This is a genomic window from Microtetraspora malaysiensis, from assembly GCF_001528665.1.
Taxonomy (GTDB): Bacteria; Actinomycetota; Actinomycetes; order Streptosporangiales; family Streptosporangiaceae; genus Microtetraspora_A; species Microtetraspora_A malaysiensis.
The window spans coordinates 72,964-90,587 of the sequence record NZ_BBYJ01000018.1 but is presented as its reverse complement, the minus strand read 5'-3'; the positions used below and the strand labels follow the sequence as shown (position 1 = coordinate 90,587).

General features: G+C 71.5%; 18 protein-coding genes. 9 read left to right on the top strand and 9 right to left on the bottom strand.

Annotated elements, in window-relative coordinates:
• The first annotated feature begins 34 nt into the window (after positions 1-34).
• Positions 35-610 (top strand): YdeI/OmpD-associated family protein, encoded by a 576-nt coding sequence (locus tag AWQ71_RS24185; RefSeq protein ID WP_218001933.1) that lies wholly within the window; start codon positions 35-37, stop codon positions 608-610.
• Positions 611-682: 72 nt separating this feature from the next.
• On the opposite strand, the gene AWQ71_RS24180 is transcribed toward AWQ71_RS24185, so the two are convergent.
• Positions 683-1,180 (bottom strand): MarR family winged helix-turn-helix transcriptional regulator, encoded by a 498-nt coding sequence (locus AWQ71_RS24180; protein WP_067137031.1) that lies wholly within the window; start codon positions 1,178-1,180, stop codon positions 683-685.
• 88 nt (positions 1,181-1,268) lie between these two features.
• Here AWQ71_RS24180 and AWQ71_RS24175 point away from each other — a divergent pair, with 88 nt between their 5' ends.
• On the top strand, positions 1,269-1,859 hold the full coding sequence (locus AWQ71_RS24175) for an NADPH-dependent F420 reductase (protein WP_067137029.1): 591 nt from the start codon (positions 1,269-1,271) through the stop codon (positions 1,857-1,859).
• A 307-nt stretch (positions 1,860-2,166) separates the two neighbouring features.
• Positions 2,167-2,922, top strand: coding sequence for a hypothetical protein (locus AWQ71_RS24170; protein ID WP_067137027.1), 756 nt, complete (start codon positions 2,167-2,169; stop codon positions 2,920-2,922).
• 76 nt (positions 2,923-2,998) lie between these two features.
• Here the strand turns inward: AWQ71_RS24170 and AWQ71_RS24165 are convergent, their stop codons facing one another.
• The gene (locus AWQ71_RS24165; protein ID WP_067137024.1) at positions 2,999-3,658 is read right to left on the bottom strand and encodes a response regulator transcription factor; all 660 of its coding nucleotides are present in this window, start codon (positions 3,656-3,658) and stop codon (positions 2,999-3,001) included.
• Positions 3,631-4,908: a sensor histidine kinase gene (locus tag AWQ71_RS24160; protein ID WP_067137023.1), complete on the bottom strand. Its 1,278-nt coding sequence runs from the start codon at positions 4,906-4,908 to the stop codon at positions 3,631-3,633. Before AWQ71_RS24160 ends, AWQ71_RS24165 begins: the two co-directional genes overlap by 28 nt.
• A 134-nt stretch (positions 4,909-5,042) precedes the next feature.
• Here AWQ71_RS24160 and AWQ71_RS24155 point away from each other — a divergent pair, with 134 nt between their 5' ends.
• Both AWQ71_RS24155 and AWQ71_RS24150 read left to right on the top strand, forming a co-directional pair.
• Positions 5,043-5,651: a class I SAM-dependent methyltransferase gene (locus tag AWQ71_RS24155; protein WP_067137020.1), complete on the top strand. Its 609-nt coding sequence runs from the start codon at positions 5,043-5,045 to the stop codon at positions 5,649-5,651.
• Positions 5,644-6,240 carry a DedA family protein gene (locus tag AWQ71_RS24150; protein ID WP_067137018.1) on the top strand — a complete coding sequence of 199 codons (597 nt, stop codon included), beginning with the start codon at positions 5,644-5,646 and terminating at the stop codon, positions 6,238-6,240. Before AWQ71_RS24155 ends, AWQ71_RS24150 begins: the two co-directional genes overlap by 8 nt.
• Positions 6,241-6,336: 96 nt before the next feature.
• On the opposite strand, the gene AWQ71_RS24145 is transcribed toward AWQ71_RS24150, so the two are convergent.
• Positions 6,337-7,479, bottom strand: coding sequence for an FAD-dependent monooxygenase (locus AWQ71_RS24145; RefSeq protein WP_067137016.1), 1,143 nt, complete (start codon positions 7,477-7,479; stop codon positions 6,337-6,339).
• A 416-nt stretch (positions 7,480-7,895) separates the two neighbouring features.
• Here AWQ71_RS24145 and AWQ71_RS24140 point away from each other — a divergent pair, with 416 nt between their 5' ends.
• Together AWQ71_RS24140 and AWQ71_RS24135 are read left to right on the top strand one after the other, a co-directional pair.
• Entirely contained in the window at positions 7,896-8,261 is a 366-nt protein-coding gene (locus AWQ71_RS24140) for an RNHCP domain-containing protein (RefSeq protein WP_067137014.1), read from the top strand.
• A gap of 34 nt (positions 8,262-8,295) precedes the next feature.
• Positions 8,296-8,703 (top strand): RNHCP domain-containing protein, encoded by a 408-nt coding sequence (locus AWQ71_RS24135; RefSeq protein WP_067137012.1) that lies wholly within the window; start codon positions 8,296-8,298, stop codon positions 8,701-8,703.
• Between the two features lie 88 nt (positions 8,704-8,791).
• On the opposite strand, the gene pdxR is transcribed toward AWQ71_RS24135, so the two are convergent.
• Complete coding sequence (gene pdxR, locus AWQ71_RS24130; protein ID WP_245658442.1) at positions 8,792-10,192, bottom strand: MocR-like pyridoxine biosynthesis transcription factor PdxR; 1,401 nt, start codon at positions 10,190-10,192, stop codon at positions 8,792-8,794.
• Between the two features lie 88 nt (positions 10,193-10,280).
• On the opposite strand from pdxR, the gene AWQ71_RS24125 reads away from it, so the two are divergent.
• Positions 10,281-10,733: a carboxymuconolactone decarboxylase family protein gene (locus tag AWQ71_RS24125; protein ID WP_218001932.1), complete on the top strand. Its 453-nt coding sequence runs from the start codon at positions 10,281-10,283 to the stop codon at positions 10,731-10,733.
• A 141-nt stretch (positions 10,734-10,874) separates the two neighbouring features.
• Positions 10,875-11,939 (top strand): sulfite oxidase, encoded by a 1,065-nt coding sequence (locus tag AWQ71_RS24120; protein ID WP_218001931.1) that lies wholly within the window; start codon positions 10,875-10,877, stop codon positions 11,937-11,939.
• A gap of 3 nt (positions 11,940-11,942) precedes the next feature.
• On the opposite strand, the gene AWQ71_RS24115 is transcribed toward AWQ71_RS24120, so the two are convergent.
• From AWQ71_RS24115 to AWQ71_RS24100, 4 genes are all read right to left on the bottom strand, one after another.
• Positions 11,943-13,367, bottom strand: coding sequence for a dihydrolipoyl dehydrogenase family protein (locus tag AWQ71_RS24115; protein ID WP_157570529.1), 1,425 nt, complete (start codon positions 13,365-13,367; stop codon positions 11,943-11,945).
• A gap of 183 nt (positions 13,368-13,550) precedes the next feature.
• On the bottom strand, positions 13,551-14,006 hold the full coding sequence (locus AWQ71_RS24110; protein ID WP_084259219.1) for an SgcJ/EcaC family oxidoreductase: 456 nt from the start codon (positions 14,004-14,006) through the stop codon (positions 13,551-13,553).
• 302 nt (positions 14,007-14,308) lie between these two features.
• A complete protein-coding gene (gene fumC / locus AWQ71_RS24105) occupies positions 14,309-15,805 on the bottom strand; it encodes a class II fumarate hydratase (protein ID WP_084259242.1) in 1,497 nt (498 codons plus the stop codon).
• Positions 15,806-15,807: 2 nt separating this feature from the next.
• Positions 15,808-17,565 (bottom strand): NAD-dependent malic enzyme, encoded by a 1,758-nt coding sequence (locus tag AWQ71_RS24100; RefSeq protein ID WP_281196242.1) that lies wholly within the window; start codon positions 17,563-17,565, stop codon positions 15,808-15,810.
• Between the last annotated feature and the right edge of the window lie 59 nt (positions 17,566-17,624).

Sequence of the window (17,624 nt, the reverse complement as noted above, 5' to 3'; positions counted from 1 at the left end):
AACCGTTGTGCCACGCGCATGGTTGACTACTGCGGTGGCTCATGACCGAGAGATCCTCTTTTTTCCGTCGGCCGAGGCGTTCGAGACGTGGCTCGCCGCCCACCACGACTCTCCGCCCGGGATCTGGCTCAAGCTCGCCAAGAAGGCGCCCGGCGTCGATTCGCTGAACTACGCGCAGGCGCTCGACGTGGCACTGTGCTACGGCTGGATCGACGGGCAGAAGGCCACGTTCGACGATGGGCACTGGCTGCAGCGCTTCACTCCCCGCCGCCCGAAGAGCAGGTGGTCGAAGATCAACCGGGACAAGGCCGTCGCGCTGATCGAGCAGGGCCGGATGAAGCCGCAGGGTCTGCTCGAAATCGAACGCGCCAAGGAAGACGGCCGCTGGGACGCCGCGTATGACGGATCGCGGACCGCCACGGTGCCGGACGACCTGGCCCGCGCGTTGGCGGAGAATCCCACCGCGGAGGCGTTCTTCGCGACGCTGGACAGCGCCAACCGTTACGCGGTGCTGTACCGCGTTCAGGACGCCAAGAAGCCCGAGACACGGGCGCGCCGCATCGAGCAGTACGTCGCGATGCTGGCCGAGCACAAGAAGATCCATTCCTGACGTCCGCGACGCCGACGTGTCCGTCAGGGCGCGACCACGCCGGCGCCCGTCCGGGGCGTGCGCGGTGACCGGTCAGCCGCGCTTGTCGGCCGCCTTGCGGGACGGCACCGTCGGGACGACGCTCCGCAAATGATCGCGAGCCACCTTCATGATCGTCGCGAGCTGCGCCACCTGCTGCTCGCTCAGTAGGTCGATCAAGCCCGCCCTGATGGTCGCCACATGCCCTGGCGCCGCGGCGAGGAGTACGGCACGCCCCTGCTCCGTGAGAGAGACCAGGATGCCGCGCTCGTCCGAGGGGTCGGCGTCGCGCTGGACGAGCCCTCTCTTGACCAGCTGCCCCACCTGGTAGTTCAGGCCGCTCGGCGAACAGACCATGAGCGAGGCCAGCTCGGTCATGCGCACGCTCTCGGGGCTCTCGTTGAGCCGGTGCAGGATCTCGTACTGCACGCGGGTCAGCCCGCCAGCCTCGCGCAGATGAAGTTCCACCAGCCGGTTGAGCAGGTCGGACGCCTCGAGGAAGCCGGCCCACGCCTGCATCTCGGTTTGGTTCAGCCATCTGGGCTCATCCATGGGCGACACTCTACCGGTTGCTTCGAATTCGAAGCACGTGTGTTATGTTGCTTCGAATTCGAAGCAACATCGAACAGGGAGAGGTCTCGTGGAGATCTGCGTCATCGGAACGGGCAACGTCGGCTCTGTCCTGGCAGAGCGGTTCGCCGAGGTCGGCCACAGTGTCACCGGGGTCAACACCTCGACGCCCCCGGAGCGGGCGGCCGCCCAGGCCGCCCACTCCGACGTCGTCGTACTGGCCGTGCCCTACCCGGCGGTGCGGGAATTCGGCGGCGAGCTGAAGGCGTCGCTACGCGGGAAGGTCGTGATCGACGCCACCAACCCGCTGTCCCCCGACTTCATGTCCCTGACCGTGGGCCACGAGACCTCGGGCGGCGAGCAGGTCGCGGCCGCACTTCCGGGCGCGAGGGTCGTCAAGGCGTTCAACACCGTGTTCGCGGCCACCATGGCGACTTCCGTGCTGGACGGCCGCCGGCTGCTGCTCCCGGTCGCGGGCGACGACCCCGAGAGCAGGAAGGTGGCCGTCGAGCTGGGGACCCAGTTGGGGTTCGACGCGATTGACGTGGGACCGATGACCAACGCGCGGTACCTGGAGCCGGTGTGCGAGCTGCTGGTCCAGCTGGGATACGCCCAAGGGCTGGGCGAGCGCATCGGCCTCGTTCTCGCCCGAGGCCGGTGACCCGTCACGCGACCGTGGCCGGGTGACCGGTCCCGCTTCTCATGGGTGAGCCGGCGCGACGTCCGTCCGGGGGCGGGCCCGGGCGTCGCACCGGCGCATTCGACACAAATCGCCGCGTTCCGCTCGCCCTGGCGGTCGGCGCCATTCAGCGCGTACAACAATTGCCGCTTAAGTCGTGGAACTTCCTCGGCCGGACTCTGTTATCTGGATATCGTGATATTCAGCCGATGTGACGGCGAATGCTGTTTCGATCCGGATATGAAAACGCGCCGACGGAACGGGAGTACCAGCTTTGCAGCAAAAACTGTTGGACGCCGGGGAAACGGCCACCCGTTCGGGCGGGACCACTCTCGACGCGATCCGGCGTTCGGTCGGAACGCTCCCCCGGAAGTGGCTGGTCGCGATCACCCTGCTGGCGGGCCTGTCCGCCACGTTGGCGGTGGCCGTGGCGGCGCCATCCCCCGACTGGACGTTCGCCGCGCTCTCCGGTCCGGTGCAGAGCGCGATGTCGGTGGCGGTGCCGTTCTTCGGCGTCCTGCTGGCCGGCGATCTGCGCCGGGCGCCGCGCCCCGTACGCGCCGCGCCGACCCTGCTGGGCGCGCTGTCGGTGGCCGCCGTCGCCGGCGTCTTCGGGACTCTGATCTGCGTCGTCATGCTCGCGGTCAGTGAGCCCGACGCCGCCCACACGCCGTGGAGTCACGTCGGGACCATCGCGGCGGGCGGCGTGCTGGTGCAGATGACGGCCCAGCTGGCCGGCACCGGGCTGGGCCTCCTGCTGCGGCCGCCCGTCGTCGCGTTCCTCGCCACCATCGTTCTGCCGATGGGCCTTTGGGCCGTGCTCGGCGCCGTCGACGTACTCCGGCCCGCGCAGGGCTGGCTCACGCCGCACCCGTCGGTTCAGAACCTGCTTTCCGGGCCGATGACTCCTTTCATGTGGGGGCAGTGGCTGACCGTCCTCCTGATATGGGGCGCCGGCTTGAATGCCGTCGGCGTCATGCTGATGAAGCGTCGGAATTTGACTGACAATCCACCCCAAATACCCTCAAACAATTCCGAGAGCTGAACGCGCTGTTCGCGATATCACCCTCGAAGAGGGATTCACCCCATCGCCCCCGAAGAGACCCACGGCGTGCCCGGCGTCAACCGCGTAGGTAGGTCACGACCGCGAGGACCCGGCGGTGGTCGTCCTCGGCCGGGGGCAGGTCGAGCTTGGTGAGGATGTTGCCGATGTGCTTGCCCACGGCGGCCTCGGATATCACCAGGCTCCTGGCGACGGCCGCGTTGGACCGGCCCTCGGCCATCAGCGCGAGGACCTCCCGCTCGCGTGGCGAGAGCCGTTCGAGCGGGTCACGCCGGCGGCGCAGCAGCTGCCGCACCACCTCGGGGTCCACCACCGTTCCGCCCGCGGCGACACTGAGCAGCGCGTCCACGAACTCCTCCACGTCGCCGACCCGATCCTTGAGCAGGTAGCCGACGCCGGTGCCGTCCCCCGAGTCCAGCAACTCACTCGCGTACGTCTGCTCGACGTACTGGCTCAGCACGAGAACCGGCAGCCGCGGGTCCGCCGCGCGGAGCGCCACCGCGGCCCGCAGTCCCTCGTCGGTGAAGCCGGGCGGCATCCGCACGTCGGTGACCACGATGTCGGGGGCGTGCGCGCGCACCGCCTCGACGAGCCCGTCTGCGTCGCCCGCGGTGGCCGCCACATGGTGCCCGAACCGGTTGAGCAGCCCGGCCAGCCCCTCGCGGAGCAGCACGCCGTCCTCGGCGAGGACTATCGAGAGGGGGCGATCGAGGCGCAAGGGATCTCCACTCGTAGCAGGGTCGGCCCGCCGGGCGGGCTGGAGAGCATCAGTCTGCCGTCCGCCACCGAGACGCGGTCGGCGAGCCCCGCCAGGCCGGTGCCCACCGAGGCGTCCGCGCCTCCCACGCCGTCGTCGCGGATCTCCACGACCAGCCAGTCGCCGTCCAGGCGCCCGGTGACCGACGCGCCGTGGGCGCCGCTGTGCTTGGCCACGTTCGTCAGCGCCTCGGAGATCACGAAGTAGACGGCGGACTCCACGAACTCGGGCAACCGTCCGGGAAGCTCCATCGAGACCTCGACGGGCACCGGGGAGCGGTCGGCGACGTCGGCGACGGCCGCGGGCAGCCCCCGGTCGGTGAGAATCTGCGGGTGGATCCCCCTGATCAGGTCGCGTACCTCGGCCAGCGCGAGCTTCGCCTGCTCGTGCGCCTTCGTGACGAGATCGGCCGCCTCCGCGCCCTCCGACAGCTTGGCCAGGCCGAGCGTCATGGTCAGCGCGACCAGCCGTTGCTGGGCCCCGTCGTGCAGGTCCCGCTCGATCCGCCGCCGTTCGACCTCGAACGCCTCCACCAGCCGGGTCCTGGACCGGGTCAGCTCCGCAAGCCGCTGCCCGTTCTCGGCGTCCCGGGACACGAGGAGCAGCCGGGCCAGCGAGCCGTGCGCGGCGGCGAGCAGCGTCAGCGGATAGAGGGCCAGGGCGAGCCAGATCAGCCCCAACGCGAGCGCCGCGAAGGCCCCCAGGTCCGTGTCGACCAGCCAGAACTTCAGCACCCTCACCTCACCCATCTGGGCGCGCAGGACCGGCGTGAGGATCATCGTCGCGGGTACGCCGAGGCCGAACGTCACCGCCAGCAGCTCGATCGGCCAGAGCACGGTGATCATCAGGATCACGTAGGCCAGCTCCCGCCAGGTGGCGGACTCCTGCAGGCGCGGCCCCACCCACCCGCGCAGCCCCGGACGGTCGAGCCGGCGGTGCGGTGTGTCGGCCGGCTCCGGATCGATGATCCGCAACCGGCGGCGTTCCAGCGCGGCCACCGGTATCCCGCTGAACCCCAGCACCAGCAGCAGCGGGATGCCCACCAGCAGCAACGCCAGGAGCGTGCTCACGAACAGCGCGAAGAGGAACGCCACCAGGACGACCTCCCCGAGGAGGACGCCGGTGATCAGGTAGGCCACCGAGCGCCACGGCCAGGCGGTACGCAACAGGTCCCACCGAACAAGGGCCCGCCAGGCCGCCGATGACTGCATTCCCCGACAGTACGGCCCGTGCCGTCCGACCGGCCAACCACCTGAACCCACCCGGGAGGTATGGCCAGACCTACCCCGAGGACTAGGTTCTGGCGCCCTGCGGACGGCACCCCCGTGACGATCTCATTGACTTCATGAAGACAGCCTTGGCCCCGGACCTGCGGGCGTTCATGTCGGCCGCGCTGCGCAGGCAGGGGGTCGTGGGCGCGATCGCGCCGAGCTCTCCCTCACTGGCCAGGGCCCTGACCGCGGTGGTGCCCACGAGCGGCACACCGGTGGTGGTCGAGCTCGGCCCGGGGACCGGCTCGATCAGCGAGGCCATCCGGGAGCGGCTCTCCCCCGGCGCACGGCACCTCTCCGTCGAGATCGAGCCGGACCTTGTCACGCACCTGCGCCGGACCAAGCCGTGGATGGAGACCATCCACGGCGACGCCGCCGACCTCGGCGCGCTCCTGGCGCGGGCGGGAGCGGACCGGGTGGACGCGATCGTCAGCACGCTGCCGTGGTCGCTGTTCCCCGGCCGGCGTCAGGAGCGGATCCTCGGCGAGGTGAGCCGGGCGCTCGCTCCGACCGGGGCGTTCACCACCGTGACCTACCTGCACGCCCTGCCGCTCGCCGGGGCCAGGGCGCTGCGGCGGAGGCTGCGGGCGGCCTTCGACGAGGTGCTGACCACCGGGCCCGTCTGGCGGAACCTGCCGCCGGGGATGGCGTACGTCTGCCGCAGGCCGGTCGCCGGTGTCTGATCTACTCGGCCGGTTCTCCCCGCCGCTGCTGCTCGCGGTCGCGTGGCTGTTGCTGACCGCGGAGGCCGGGCTGCTGGTCGGCGTCGCCCTGCCCGGGACGAGCGTGCTCGTCGCACTCGGCTACTTCGCCCATCTGGGCGTGGTGCCGCTGGGCGGGGCGATCGGGGTCGCGGCCTGCGCGGCGGTTACCGGCACCCAGATCTCCTATCTGTGGGGACGGCGCCGCGAGGGCGCCCCGTCGTTTCACCGGTTCGCGCCCGGCCGCTGGGACCGGCCGCGCGAGCTGCTCGGACGGCATGGCCGCTGGGCGGTGGTCGCGGCCCAGTGGTTCGGCAGCGCGCGCACGCTCACCCCCCGGCTCGCGGGCTGGGCCGGCATGCCGTACCGCACCTTCGCGACGGCGAGTCTGCCCACGGCCTGCGCGTGGGCGGCGACCCTGGTCACCGTCAGCTACCACGTCGCCCCGGAGATCGTTCAGCGGTTCACCGCCCATCTCGCGGTGGCGGGGCCGGTGACGGTCGCGATCGTGCTCGTCGTCTTCTGGGTGACCCGGGGCCGGCCCAAGGTGCCGGGGAGGCGCCGACGCTGAGCCGGCCGTGTTCAGTAGCCGGGCAGCGGAAGGGGGGCCGGTCTGAGGTGACCGGCTCGCGGTCATCTTCGGCCGCCCGCGCCTCGTAGGGGACCCCTACGCCCTGCGGAAAGCGCCCTTCAGGCGGGCGGCGGCGGCCACGGCGGGCCACAGGCGGGTGGCCAGGTTCCGCGCCAGGATGCCGCGCCGCGTCGCGGGGACCATGAGCGCCGACACCTGTCCGATGTTCCCCTGCTTGGCGTCGACCAGGGGCCGGTGCGCGGCGTCGTACCGGCGGAAGGCCGCCCCGGGGTCGCCAGGACCGGCGGCCAGTTCCTCGGCGAGAGTGAACGCCCCCGCCATGGCCAGGGTGGAGCCGTCCCCGAACAGCGACACGCAGGACGCGGCGTCCCCGAGGAGCACGACCCGGCCGTTCCACCAGCGCGGCAGGCGCACCTGGCTCACCGAGTCGAAGTAGAGGTCGTCGGCGGCGCGCACCCGCTCCAGCAGTTCGGGCGCGCGCCAGGAAACATCCGCGTACGCGCGCGTCAGGAGCCGCTTGTGCTGCTCGATGTCGCGGTGGTCGAAGCCGGGCTCCGCCGGACTGCGGTACAGGAAGAACGCGCCGCTGGGCGTGGAGCTGACGGCGACCGCCCTGCCGGGGATGTTGTGCATGAGGATGTCCCGGCCGGGTCCGGACCGGCCGCCGAGCGGCATCGTCGCGACGTAGAGGCCCATGTGGCGCACGAATCCGCTCTCCGCGCCGAACGCCAGCCGGCGGGTCATCGAATGCAGGCCGTCGGCGCCGATCACCAGGTCGAAGCGGCGGGGCCCGGCGCGGTCGAAGGTGACCTCGACCCCGTGCTCGTCCTGGTCGAGGGTCGCGATGGAGTCGTCGAAGAGGAACTCGACGTGGTCGCGGCTCGCCTCGTAGAGGATCGAGGCGAGGTCGCCGCGTGGTATCTCGACCTCGTCCGGCTGTTGGAAGGCGCGCATGTCCATGCGGCCGACCCGCCGTCCCGCCGCGTCGACGAAGGTGAGGCCCGTCGTGCCGGTGGCCGCCGCGCGCAGCCGGGACAGGACACCCATCCGTTCGGCGACGCGTACGGCGGGGCCTCGGACGTCCACCGGGTTCCCGCTGGAGCGCGGCGTTCCACCGCGTTCGACGACGGTGACACGGAAGCCGTGCCCGGCCAGCCAGTAGGCCGCCGTCGGCCCGCCGACGCCGGCTCCGGAGATCAGCACTGTCCGCTCGGTCATGGCGCCTCACTAACCGGTTGAAACTCCTCTGCTTATCTGCACACGGATGCCGCGTCGTTACCAGCCCCGCGGCGTCGCCGTCCCGCGGGCGAAAGAGGCGACGCCGTGAAAAACCGTTCGCTGGTCGGCGCGGGCCGTTGTTATGCTCCCCGGGCACTCTGTCAGTGAACTCCGGGCCGTCGCGCCCTAGAAAGCAGTTGATTTATGCCCCGGTCCGCGCCGAGCGCGCCTCTCTGTGCCCTGGGCGGGTCCTGCCACTGACGTGTCACCTGTCGGTCAGGCCGGGCCCCGGTGCACCGACATTTCCGTGTGTTCGCGTACCCGCGTGAACACCGTCGGCGGATGAACGCCTCCCAAGGCCCGCTCGGCGCTTCCTTGCTGCCCTCGTAAAGACATTCAGCAAGGGGTCTCTTCCGATGTCGAATGACATCCCGAGTTCTGTTCTCAGGACCACGGCTTTCCCGTGCGTACGCTGCGGCCTCACCGTGGCCGCGTTCGCCCCGGACGGCCGCCGGCGCAACCACTGCCCGAGGTGCCTGTACTCCCAGCATGTCCGGGACCAGGTCGAAGGCGGTCCGTCGGAGTGCCGCTCCGGCATGTCCCCGATCGCCATCGCGGTGCTCCGCAACGGCGACTGGGAACTCATCCACAACTGCACCCGTTGCGGCGAGCTGACGTCCAACCCCATCTGCGGGGACGACAACCAGTTCATCCTCATGCGGATGGCGGTCCGTCCGCTCGCCCAGCCGCCGTTCCCGCTCGAAACCTTCGGCGATCTGTGACGCGCCCCCGGTGACGAGAGGACGGAAGACGGCAATGCCACGACGGAAACCGCAGCGGCGGAGGCCGCAACGGCGCAAGGATGTGCTGCACGGGCCGGGCGGTGAGCGGGGCGACGCGTTCCGTTGCACCAGCTGCCGCCTCGATGTGCCGCTGACGGCGCCCGGCACGGCGCACCGCAACCACTGCCCGCACTGCCTGACGAGTCTGCACGTCGACGGCCGGATCCCCGGTGATCGACGTGAGACGTGTCGCGGGCGCATGGCGGCGGTGGGCGTGACGGCCCGGCACGACGGGGAGTGGCTGCTCATTCACCACTGCCTGGCCTGCGGGAAGCTGAGCGCCAACCGGATCGCCGGAGACGACAACGCGCTCGCCCTCCTGCGCCTGGCCATGCGACCGCTGGCCGCCTACCCGCCCTTCAACGCGCAACTCGCGCTCTGAGTCCGGCGGAACACCTGGAGCCCCGCCGCCGTCCGTCACGACGGCGGCGGGGCTCCGCTCCCTGAGCCTTCGTCGCCGCCCGCCGGGACTACGGCGCGTCGGGCAGGGCGAGGCAGAGGGCGTCCAGCGCGGCGGCGATCGCGTGCTCGCGTGGAGTGCCGTACCCGATGACCAGACCGTCGCGCGGCGGCATCGTGCTGCCGGGGTGCCGGTGGGGGCCCAGGCCCTCCACGGCGAGACCCAGGCGGCGGGCGGCGCGGAGCGTCGCCTGCTCGCTGCCCGCGGGAAGATCGAGGACGGCGTGCAGGCCCGCGGCGATGCCGCTGACGGTGATGTGCGGGGCGCGTTCGGCGAGCGTGGCCGTGAGCAGGTCACGACGGCGCCGGTAGATCCCGCGCATGCGGCGCAGCTGGCGGTCGTAGGCGCCGCAGGTGATGAAGTCGGCCAGGGTGAGCTGGTCCGTGACGCCCGACCAGAGCTCGCGCGGGCCCTTGGCGGCGACGATGTCGTCCACCAGCCGGCCGGGCAACGCCATCCAGCCGAGCCGGAGCGCGGGTGACAGGCTCTTGCTCGTCGAGCCGAAATAGACGACGCGGTCGGGGTCGAGGCCCTGGACGGCGCCGATCGGTTCGCGGTCGTAGCGGAACTCGCCGTCGTAGTCGTCCTCCAGCAGCAGACCGCCCGTGGCACGCGCCCAGTCGATGACCGCGGCGCGGCGTTCGGCGTGCAGGGCGCCTCCGGTGGGGTACTGGTGCGCCGGCGTCAGCAGGACGGCCTTCGCACCCGTGGCCGGCAGCTCATCGATGCGTGCGCCGTGGGCGTCCACGGTGAGCGGCACGGTCGTCAGGCCCGCCCCGGTGAGGATGGAGCGGTGGAAGTCGAGCCCGTACGCCTCGACGGCGACCGGGCCGCCCAGCACCTGGCACACCAGCCGCAGCCCGTGCGCGTAGCCCGAGCAGATCACGATGTGCTCGGCCTTGGTGCGTACGCCTCTGGTTCGCGCCAGGTAGTCCACCAGCGCCTGGCGCAGCTCCGGCCGGCCGCGGGGGTCTCCGACGCCGAAGGCGTCGCTGGGCGCGGCGGCCAGCGCGCGCCGGGCCGAGGTGATCCAGGACGAGCGCGGGAAGGCGGCGGCGTCGGGGGAACTGGGCATCAGGTCGTGGATGACGCGCAGGCGGGACGGGCGATCGGGGAAGCTCCGGCGGTCGGGTTCGAGGGGTGCGGCGCGATGCGCGACGTACGTGCCGGAGCCTTGACGTGAGGTGAGCCAGCCTTCCTCGACGAGCTCGGCGTACGCGGCGGCCACGGTGTTGCGGGCGATTCCCAGGTCAAGGGCGAGGGCGCGATAGGGCGGCAGCCGGGTGCCGGGTGCCAGCAGCCCCGAACGGATCGCCTCGCGCAGCGCCCGCATCAGCCGCACGCGCGCGCCACCGCCGCCGGTGAGCTCCAGGTGCAGGTCGCTGCCGCCGTCCGGGGGCAGGCCGCTCACCGCCACATCCGGTGCCGGAAATTGACCCACAAAACATCCATGAGAATGCACCCTATCTTGGGCCGCTCACGCTTCTAGGGTCGAAGACATGACGAACGTTGCAATTCCCGCACGCATGAACATGTCGACCGTCGCCCCCAAGGTCTTCAAGGCCGTGCTGCGACTGGACGCCGCAGCCCGCGAGGGGCTGGACCCGGTCCTGGTCGAGCTGGTGCAGATCCGCGCCTCGCAGATCAACCGATGCGCGTACTGCATCGACTACCACACCGGCGACGCCCGCCGGGCGGGCGAGACCGAGGCGCGCATCTACCAGCTGAGCGCCTGGCAGGAGTCCAGCCTCTACACCGCCAAGGAGCGCGCCGCCCTGGCGCTGACCGAGGCGGTGACCCTGCTGCCCCAGGGGGTCGAGGACGAGGTGTACGACGAGGCCGCGCGGCATTTCGACGAGGCGGAGCTCGCCCAGCTCATCGCGCTGATCTTCACGGTCAACGCCTGGAACCGCATGAACGTGACCACGCGCAAAACCCCCGGCACCGAGTAGCCCCACATCTCCATCTCCGTCTTGTTCCATTCACGGGCGTGGCCGCCACCGCGCGGCCACCGCACGGGGCTGGCGGTGACGCATCGCCGTACTCGCCTCGGGTACCCGTGAAGTATGACTAGGTGGGACAAAAGGGATGACATGCTCGTCCACACGGACGAGCCGTTCAACGCCGAGCCGCCCACGTCCGCCCTGGCGGAGCGGCTGACCACGCCGCTCGACACCTTCTACAGCCGCAACCACGGGCCCGTCCCCCGCGTCGACCCGGCCACCTGGCGACTGGAGGTGGACGGCCTGGTCGAGCGCCCGTCGCGACTCTCGCTGGAGGAGCTGCGCTCCCGCTTCCCCGCGTACGAGGTGGTCGCGACGCTGCAGTGCGCGGGCAACCGCCGTGCCGAGCTGATCGAGGTCCGCGACATCCCGGGCGAGGACCCCTGGCGGTCCGGCGCCGTGTCCACGGCGTCCTGGACCGGTGCGCGCCTCACCGACGTGCTCACCGAGGCGGGCCTGCGTCCCGAGGCCGCGCACGTCGCCTTCGCGGCGCCGGACATGGCGCGGGAGGCGGACCCGCCCCAGCTCTACGGCGGCTCCATCCCCGTGGCCAAGGCCACCGCGGACGAGGTGCTGCTCGCCTGGGCGATGAACGGCCATCCGCTGCCCGCCGTCCACGGCGCCCCGCTGCGCGCGATCGTGCCGGGCTGGATCGGCGCCCGCAGCGTGAAATGGCTCGACCGCGTCACCGCCCGCGCGGAACCCTCCGACGGCTACTTCCAGGCCGTCGCGTACCGGATGCTGCCGCCCGGCGCCGACCCGTCCCGGTGCGGGCCGGGGGCCGGCATCCCGCTCGGGCCGGTCGCCCTCACCTGCGACATCCTGCGCCCCGAGCACGGCTCCCGGGTGCCGCCCGGACCGACCGAGATCATCGGGTACGCGTTCACGGGCGACGGCCGCGGCGTCGCCCGCGTGGACGTCTCCCCGGACGCCGGGCGTACGTGGACGCAGGCGAAGCTGGACGCGCCGGCGAGCCCCTGGGCCTGGCGGCTCTGGCGCACCACCCTCGTCCTGCCCGAGGGCGAGGCGGAGATCGTGGCCCGCGCCTGGGACGGCGCGGGCGCCACACACCCCGAGTCACCGGCGGCGCTGTGGAACCCCAGAGGCTACGCCAACACCTCCTGGGGGCGGCTGCGCCTCACCTGCCGCCGCTGACCGTCACAGGCCGTACTCCTCCAGCAGGTGCAGCCAGATCTCGCTCACGGTCGGGAACGGCGGGACGGCGTGCCACAGCCGGTCGAGGGTGACCTCGCCGATCACCGCGACGGTGGCCGAGTGGAGGAGGTCGACCACGGCCGGACCGACGAACGTGACGCCGAGGAGCACGCGGCGGTCCTCATCGGCGACGATCTTCGCCCGGCCGGTGTAGCCGTCGGCCTGCAGGTACGCGCCGGAGACCGCGCCGATGTCGTACTCCACGGCGCGTACGGCGAAGCCGTCGGCGCGGGCCCGCGCCTCCGTGCGGCCGACCGCGCAGACCTGCGGGTCGGTGAAGATGACCTGGGGGGCGCCCTGGTCGTCGGCGATGTCGCGCGTCGCCCGCAGGTTGTCGGGCCGCCCCTGGGCGCGGGCGGCGATCACGTCGCCGCATATCCGGGCCTGGTATTTGCCCATGTGGGTGAGCAGGTTGCGCCCGTTGACGTCGCCCACGGCGTAGAGCCAGCCGTCGGGGACGCCCGTCGCCCGCATGCTCGCGTCCACCTCGATCGGGCCGACCGTGGGCAGGCCGATCGTGTCCAGGCCGATGTCGCCGACGGCCGCCCGCCGTCCGGTGCCGACGAGGATCTCGTCGGCCTCGATCACCGAGCCGTCGTCGGTGTGGACGGTCACCGGGCCGCCCGGGACGGGCCGCTCGACGCGGACGCACGAGCGGCTGAAGCGCACGTCGATCCCCGAGTCCTGGAACGACTTCGCCAGCAGCTCGCCGGCGAACGGCTCGGTCCGGGCGAGCAGGCGGTCGCCACGCACGAACACGGTCGTCTCCTGGGCGCCGAGGGAGTGCAGCGCCTGGGACATCTCGCAGGCGACCGCGCCGCCGCCGATCACGACCAGGCGCTTGGGCACCTGCTGGACGCTGGTCGCCTCCCGGTTCGTCCACGGACGCGCCTCCCGCAGTCCGGGCGTGTCGGGGATCCACGGGTCGCTGCCGGTGGCGATGACGACGGCGTGCCGGGCCCGCAGCGGCCGGACGCCGCCGTCCGGCGTCGTCACCTCAACTTGCAACGGCCCGGCCAGGCGCCCGCGGCCCCGGACGAACGTCGCCGGGACGTTCTCGATCCAGCTCACCTGACCGCTGTCGTCGAGGTTGGACACGGTCTCGTCGCGGCGGGCCAGCACCGCGGCGGCGTCGATCGGACCGCGCAGCTCCAGCCCGGGGATCCGGCTCACCTCGGCCGCCAGCCCCATCGGCCGCAGCAGCGCCTTGCTCGGGATGCACGCGTAGTAGGCGCACTCGCCGCCCGCCAGGCGCTCCTCGACGACCGCGGCCGTCAGGCCGCCCCGTACGGCGCGCTTCGCCGCGTTCTCCCCGACGGGTCCGGCACCTATCACGATTACATCGAAAACGTCGTTTCCGTCCGCCATCGACACTCCCATCGCCGCAGGTCAGAGCGGGTATGACCGCTGTGTGGACAGCGCTCGGACCAGTCTGTCACCGCCCCGGGCGGCAGCACGGAAAGCCAGGGAAAAGGGCGAATGCTGCGATCGCCCGGGTTGTTCCCGAGTTGCTCCAGACGGGGTCGCGCTCCGGGGCGGGGAGTTGCATGCTCAATCGGCTTGGACCGGGGTGTTCTGGCAGGCGTGCAGCAGCCAGGCCCCGTCGTCCTGCTTGGTCATGACGTACAGCGGAGCGCCCTCCGAAGCGCCGTCGGGCGCGTGGTAGACCTGCCTGACCTTGACGGCCGCCACGTCCGGCCGCAGGAACCGGGTGTGGACGACCTCGTAGGTGACGTCTCCGTCCCAGTCGGCCCTCGGCAGCACGGCGCGGGTGAACTCGGCGATGGCGTCCAGACCGACCAGGACCTTGCCGTGGCCAGTCGTCCACAGCGCGTCGGGGTGGAACAACGCCAAGAAGCCCTCGGCGTCCTTGGTCCGCTGCGTGCGTTCGACGGCGGCCACGACCCGTGCGATGGCGCTGACGTCGGCGGATGGAGCGGATTCGGCGGTGCCGCCGCCCTGGTTTCCGGTCGCTCCGGCGACGAGCACGGACTTGTTCGAATGCATCGGGTCCTCGCTTCCCTTAGTGCGGAGCGATTTGCTCCGCACTTCGAGAACCATACTGCGGAGCGTTTTGCTCCGCAAGCTCCAGGATGCCGGGCATGGGCGTCTCCAGACAGCAGCAAGCCCGACAGCCGAGGTCGCCCGCAACGACGAAACCCTCCTCCGGGCCGCCCGGCGGGTGTTCGCCCGCGACGGGGTACACGCCTCGGTCAACGCGATCGCCGAGGCCGCCGGGCTCGTCCTTGGGACGCGACGGGTCAACGCGATCGCCGAGGCCGCCGGGCTCGTCCTTGGGACGCGACGGGTCAACGCGAGCCGCCCGCGGCGTCCCCGTCACCGGCCTCGGCGACTCCGGGGCGGGTGAGGTCCTCCGGGACGACGACGCGTTCGTACAGTTCGCGACTGACCCCGGACTTCAGCGCGGCCTCCTCCAGGGTCAGGTCCTCGTCGAGGGCGCGGTGGGCGATGCGAGCGGCTCTGTCATAGCCGATGACCGGGCTGAGCGCGGTGACCATCATGATGGAGCGGCGCAGGTTGTCGGCGAGTTTGCCGCGGTTCACGCGGGCACCCTCGACGAGGAAGCGGCGGAAGTGATCGATCATGTCCGCGAGGATCCGCACCGAATGCAGAACGTTGTCGATGATGATCGGGCGGAACGCGTTGAGTTCGAAGTTGCCCTCCCCGCCGGCGATCGAGACGGCGGTGTCGTTGCCGATCACCTGGATGGCCACCATCAGCATCGCCTCGGCCTGGGTCGGGTTGACCTTGCCCGGCATGATCGACGAGCCCGGCTCGTTCGCGGGGAGGACGAGCTCCTGGAGGCCGGTTCGCGGCCCGGACGCCAGCCAGCGCAGGTCGTTGGCGAACTTGAACAGCGGCGCGGCCAGGGCGCGCGTCGCCGCGGACACGCGGACGAGCGCGTCGCAGGAGGCCTGGGCGGCGAACTTGTTGGGCGCGCTGGTGAAGGGGCGGCCGGTCAGCTCGGCCAGCCGCGCGGCGACCTCGTCGCCGAAGCCGGGCGGCGCGTTCAGGCCGGTGCCGACCGCGGTTCCGCCGATCGCCAGCCGGTACAGCTCGCGCGCCACATGGCGCAGGTGGTCGGTGGCGTCGGCGAGCTGTGCGACATATCCGGACCATTCCTGACCGACCGTGAGCGGGGTGGCGTCCTCCAGGTGCGTTCGGCCGATCTTGACCACGTGCTCCCATTCACGGCTCTTCACCTCCGCGGCGTGCCGCAGCCGGTCCAGGGCGGGCAGCAGCCGGGCCTCGATCATCTGGACGGCGGCGATGTGCATGGCGGTGACGAAGGTGTCGTTGGAGGACTGACACATGTTCACGTGGTCGTTCGGGTGCACGGGGTGCTTGCTGCCGAGCTCGCCTCCGAGAAGCTGGATCGCCCGGTTGGAGATCACCTCGTTGACGTTCATGTTCGACTGGGTGCCCGAACCGGTCTGCCAGACGTACAACGGGAACTCTTCGTCGAGGTCGCCGCCGATCACCTCGTCGGCGACGCGCGCGATGAGGTCGGCCTTCCAGTGGGGCAGCCGCCCGGCGGCGCCGTTGACGATCGCCGCGGCCTTCTTGATGTAGCCGTACGCGTGGTAGACCTCCTTCGGCATGCGGTCGTCGCCGATGTCGAAGTGGATCAGCGATCGTTGGGTCTGCGCGCCCCAGTAGTGGTCGGCCGGCACCTCGATCTCGCCGATGGAGTCGGTCTCGGTGCGGGTGCCGGAGCCGCTGAGCCCGATGGGCACGTCGTGTACGGGCGGCCCGGAGCCGGCGCGTCGATCGTCCGCGGTCACGGCTACCGCCCCCTGACCCGCCGGTACACCGGCTGCCACATCGCGTCCTGGACCTGCTGGACCGGGTCCTTGAGGTCGGCGCGGGCCAGGCCCTCCCGCGCGGCCTGCTCGGCGACCGCGACCGCGACGGTCGCCGACACCTCCCGCAGGTTCTCCACCTGGGGAAGCAGCGACGCGCCCGGCGCGGTCACCTCCACCATGCCGCCCACGGCCTCGGCCGCGGCCTGCAGCATGCCGTCGCTGACCCGTCGCGCGCGGGCCACGATCGTGCCCAGCCCCAGTCCCGGGTACAGCAGCGCGTTGTTGGCCTGCGCGATCACGTAGGTCACCCGGCCGTAGGTGATCGGGTTGACCGGGATGCCGGTGGCGATCAGGGCCCGGCCGTCGGTCCAGCGCAGCAGGTCGGCGGGCATCGCCTCGATCCGTTCGGTGGGGTTGGAGATCGGGAAGATGACGGGCCGGTCGACGCCGGCCGCCATCGCGCGGGCCACCTGCTCGGTGAAGGCGCCGTGCGCGGTCGAGGTGCCGAGCAGCATCGTCGGCTTGACCCGCTCGACCACCTCCAGCAGGCCGATGCCGCCGTCCCGCTTCCAGTCGCGCGCCTCCTCGGCGGGCCTGGCGTACGGAGTCTGGAAGTCCCGGAGGTCGGTCATGTCGTCGAGGAGCAGGCCCTGCTTGTCGACGGGCCAGATGCGCCGGGTCGCGGCGTCCGGATCCAGGCCGTCCCGCACCATCGCCGACCGCAGTTGGTCGGCGATCCCGATGCCCGCGGTGCCGGCGCCGAAGACGACGATCCGCTGGTCGCGCATCGGCGTCCCGGACGCCCGGACGGCGCCCAGCATGGCGGCCAGCACGATGGCGCCGGTCCCCTGCATGTCGTCGTTGAAGGTGGGGACGCGGCCGGTGTACTTCTCCAGGATCCGCCGCCCGTTGGAGGGGCCGAAGTCCTCCCAGTGCAGCAGGGCTCCCGGGAACATCCGGGTGGCGGTGGTGACGTACGCGTCGATGAAGTCGTCGTACCGTTGCCCGCGCACCCGTGTGTGCCGGTTGCCGACGTAGCCGGGGTCGTTCAGCAGGGCTTCGTTGCCGGTGCCGACGTCGAGCGCCACCGGTACGACGCGTGCCGGGTCGATCCCGGCCGCGGCGGTGTAGACGGCGAGCTTGCCGGCCGTGATCCCGGCGCCGCCGCCGACCCCCCAGTCGCCGATGCCCAGGATCTCCTCGGCGTCGGAGGCCACCACCAGGTCCACGTCGTCCGGGCCCAGTCCCAGGTCGGCGAAGGCGCGCTCGATGCCGTCCACGTCGTCGACGGACAGGTAGACGCCCCGGGGCCGGCGGTATTCGTGGCTGTAGTTCTTGATCGCCTGCGCGACGGTCGGGTCGTAGACGATCGGCAGCATCTCCCGCAGGTGATCGGACAGCAGGCGGTAGTACAACACCTCGTCGCGGTCGCGCAGCGCCTCCAGGTAGATGTTCTTCAGCAGGTCGGTGGCCTGCGCCTGGTACTGGGCATACACCCGGCGCGCCTGCTGGTCGAGCGTCTCCACCGCCGCCGGCAGCAGACCGTGCAGGTGGAGTTCGTCGCGTTCCTCGGCGGTGAACGCGGTCCCCTTGTTCAGCAGCGGCTCGCGCAGCACCTCCAGTCCGCGCGCGGAGGTGCGGTACCCCTCGTCCGTCTCTTCGAAGACCCGGTTGGCGGCGGCCGGCCGCCGGTTCTCCTCGCCCGCCATCTCGCCGTCACCCTCTCCCGCAAGGAGCATGTCCGTCTGGTCCCTGCCCGCGCGGAACTCCGGCCGCGCCAAGCCGCCCTCAAACCTGC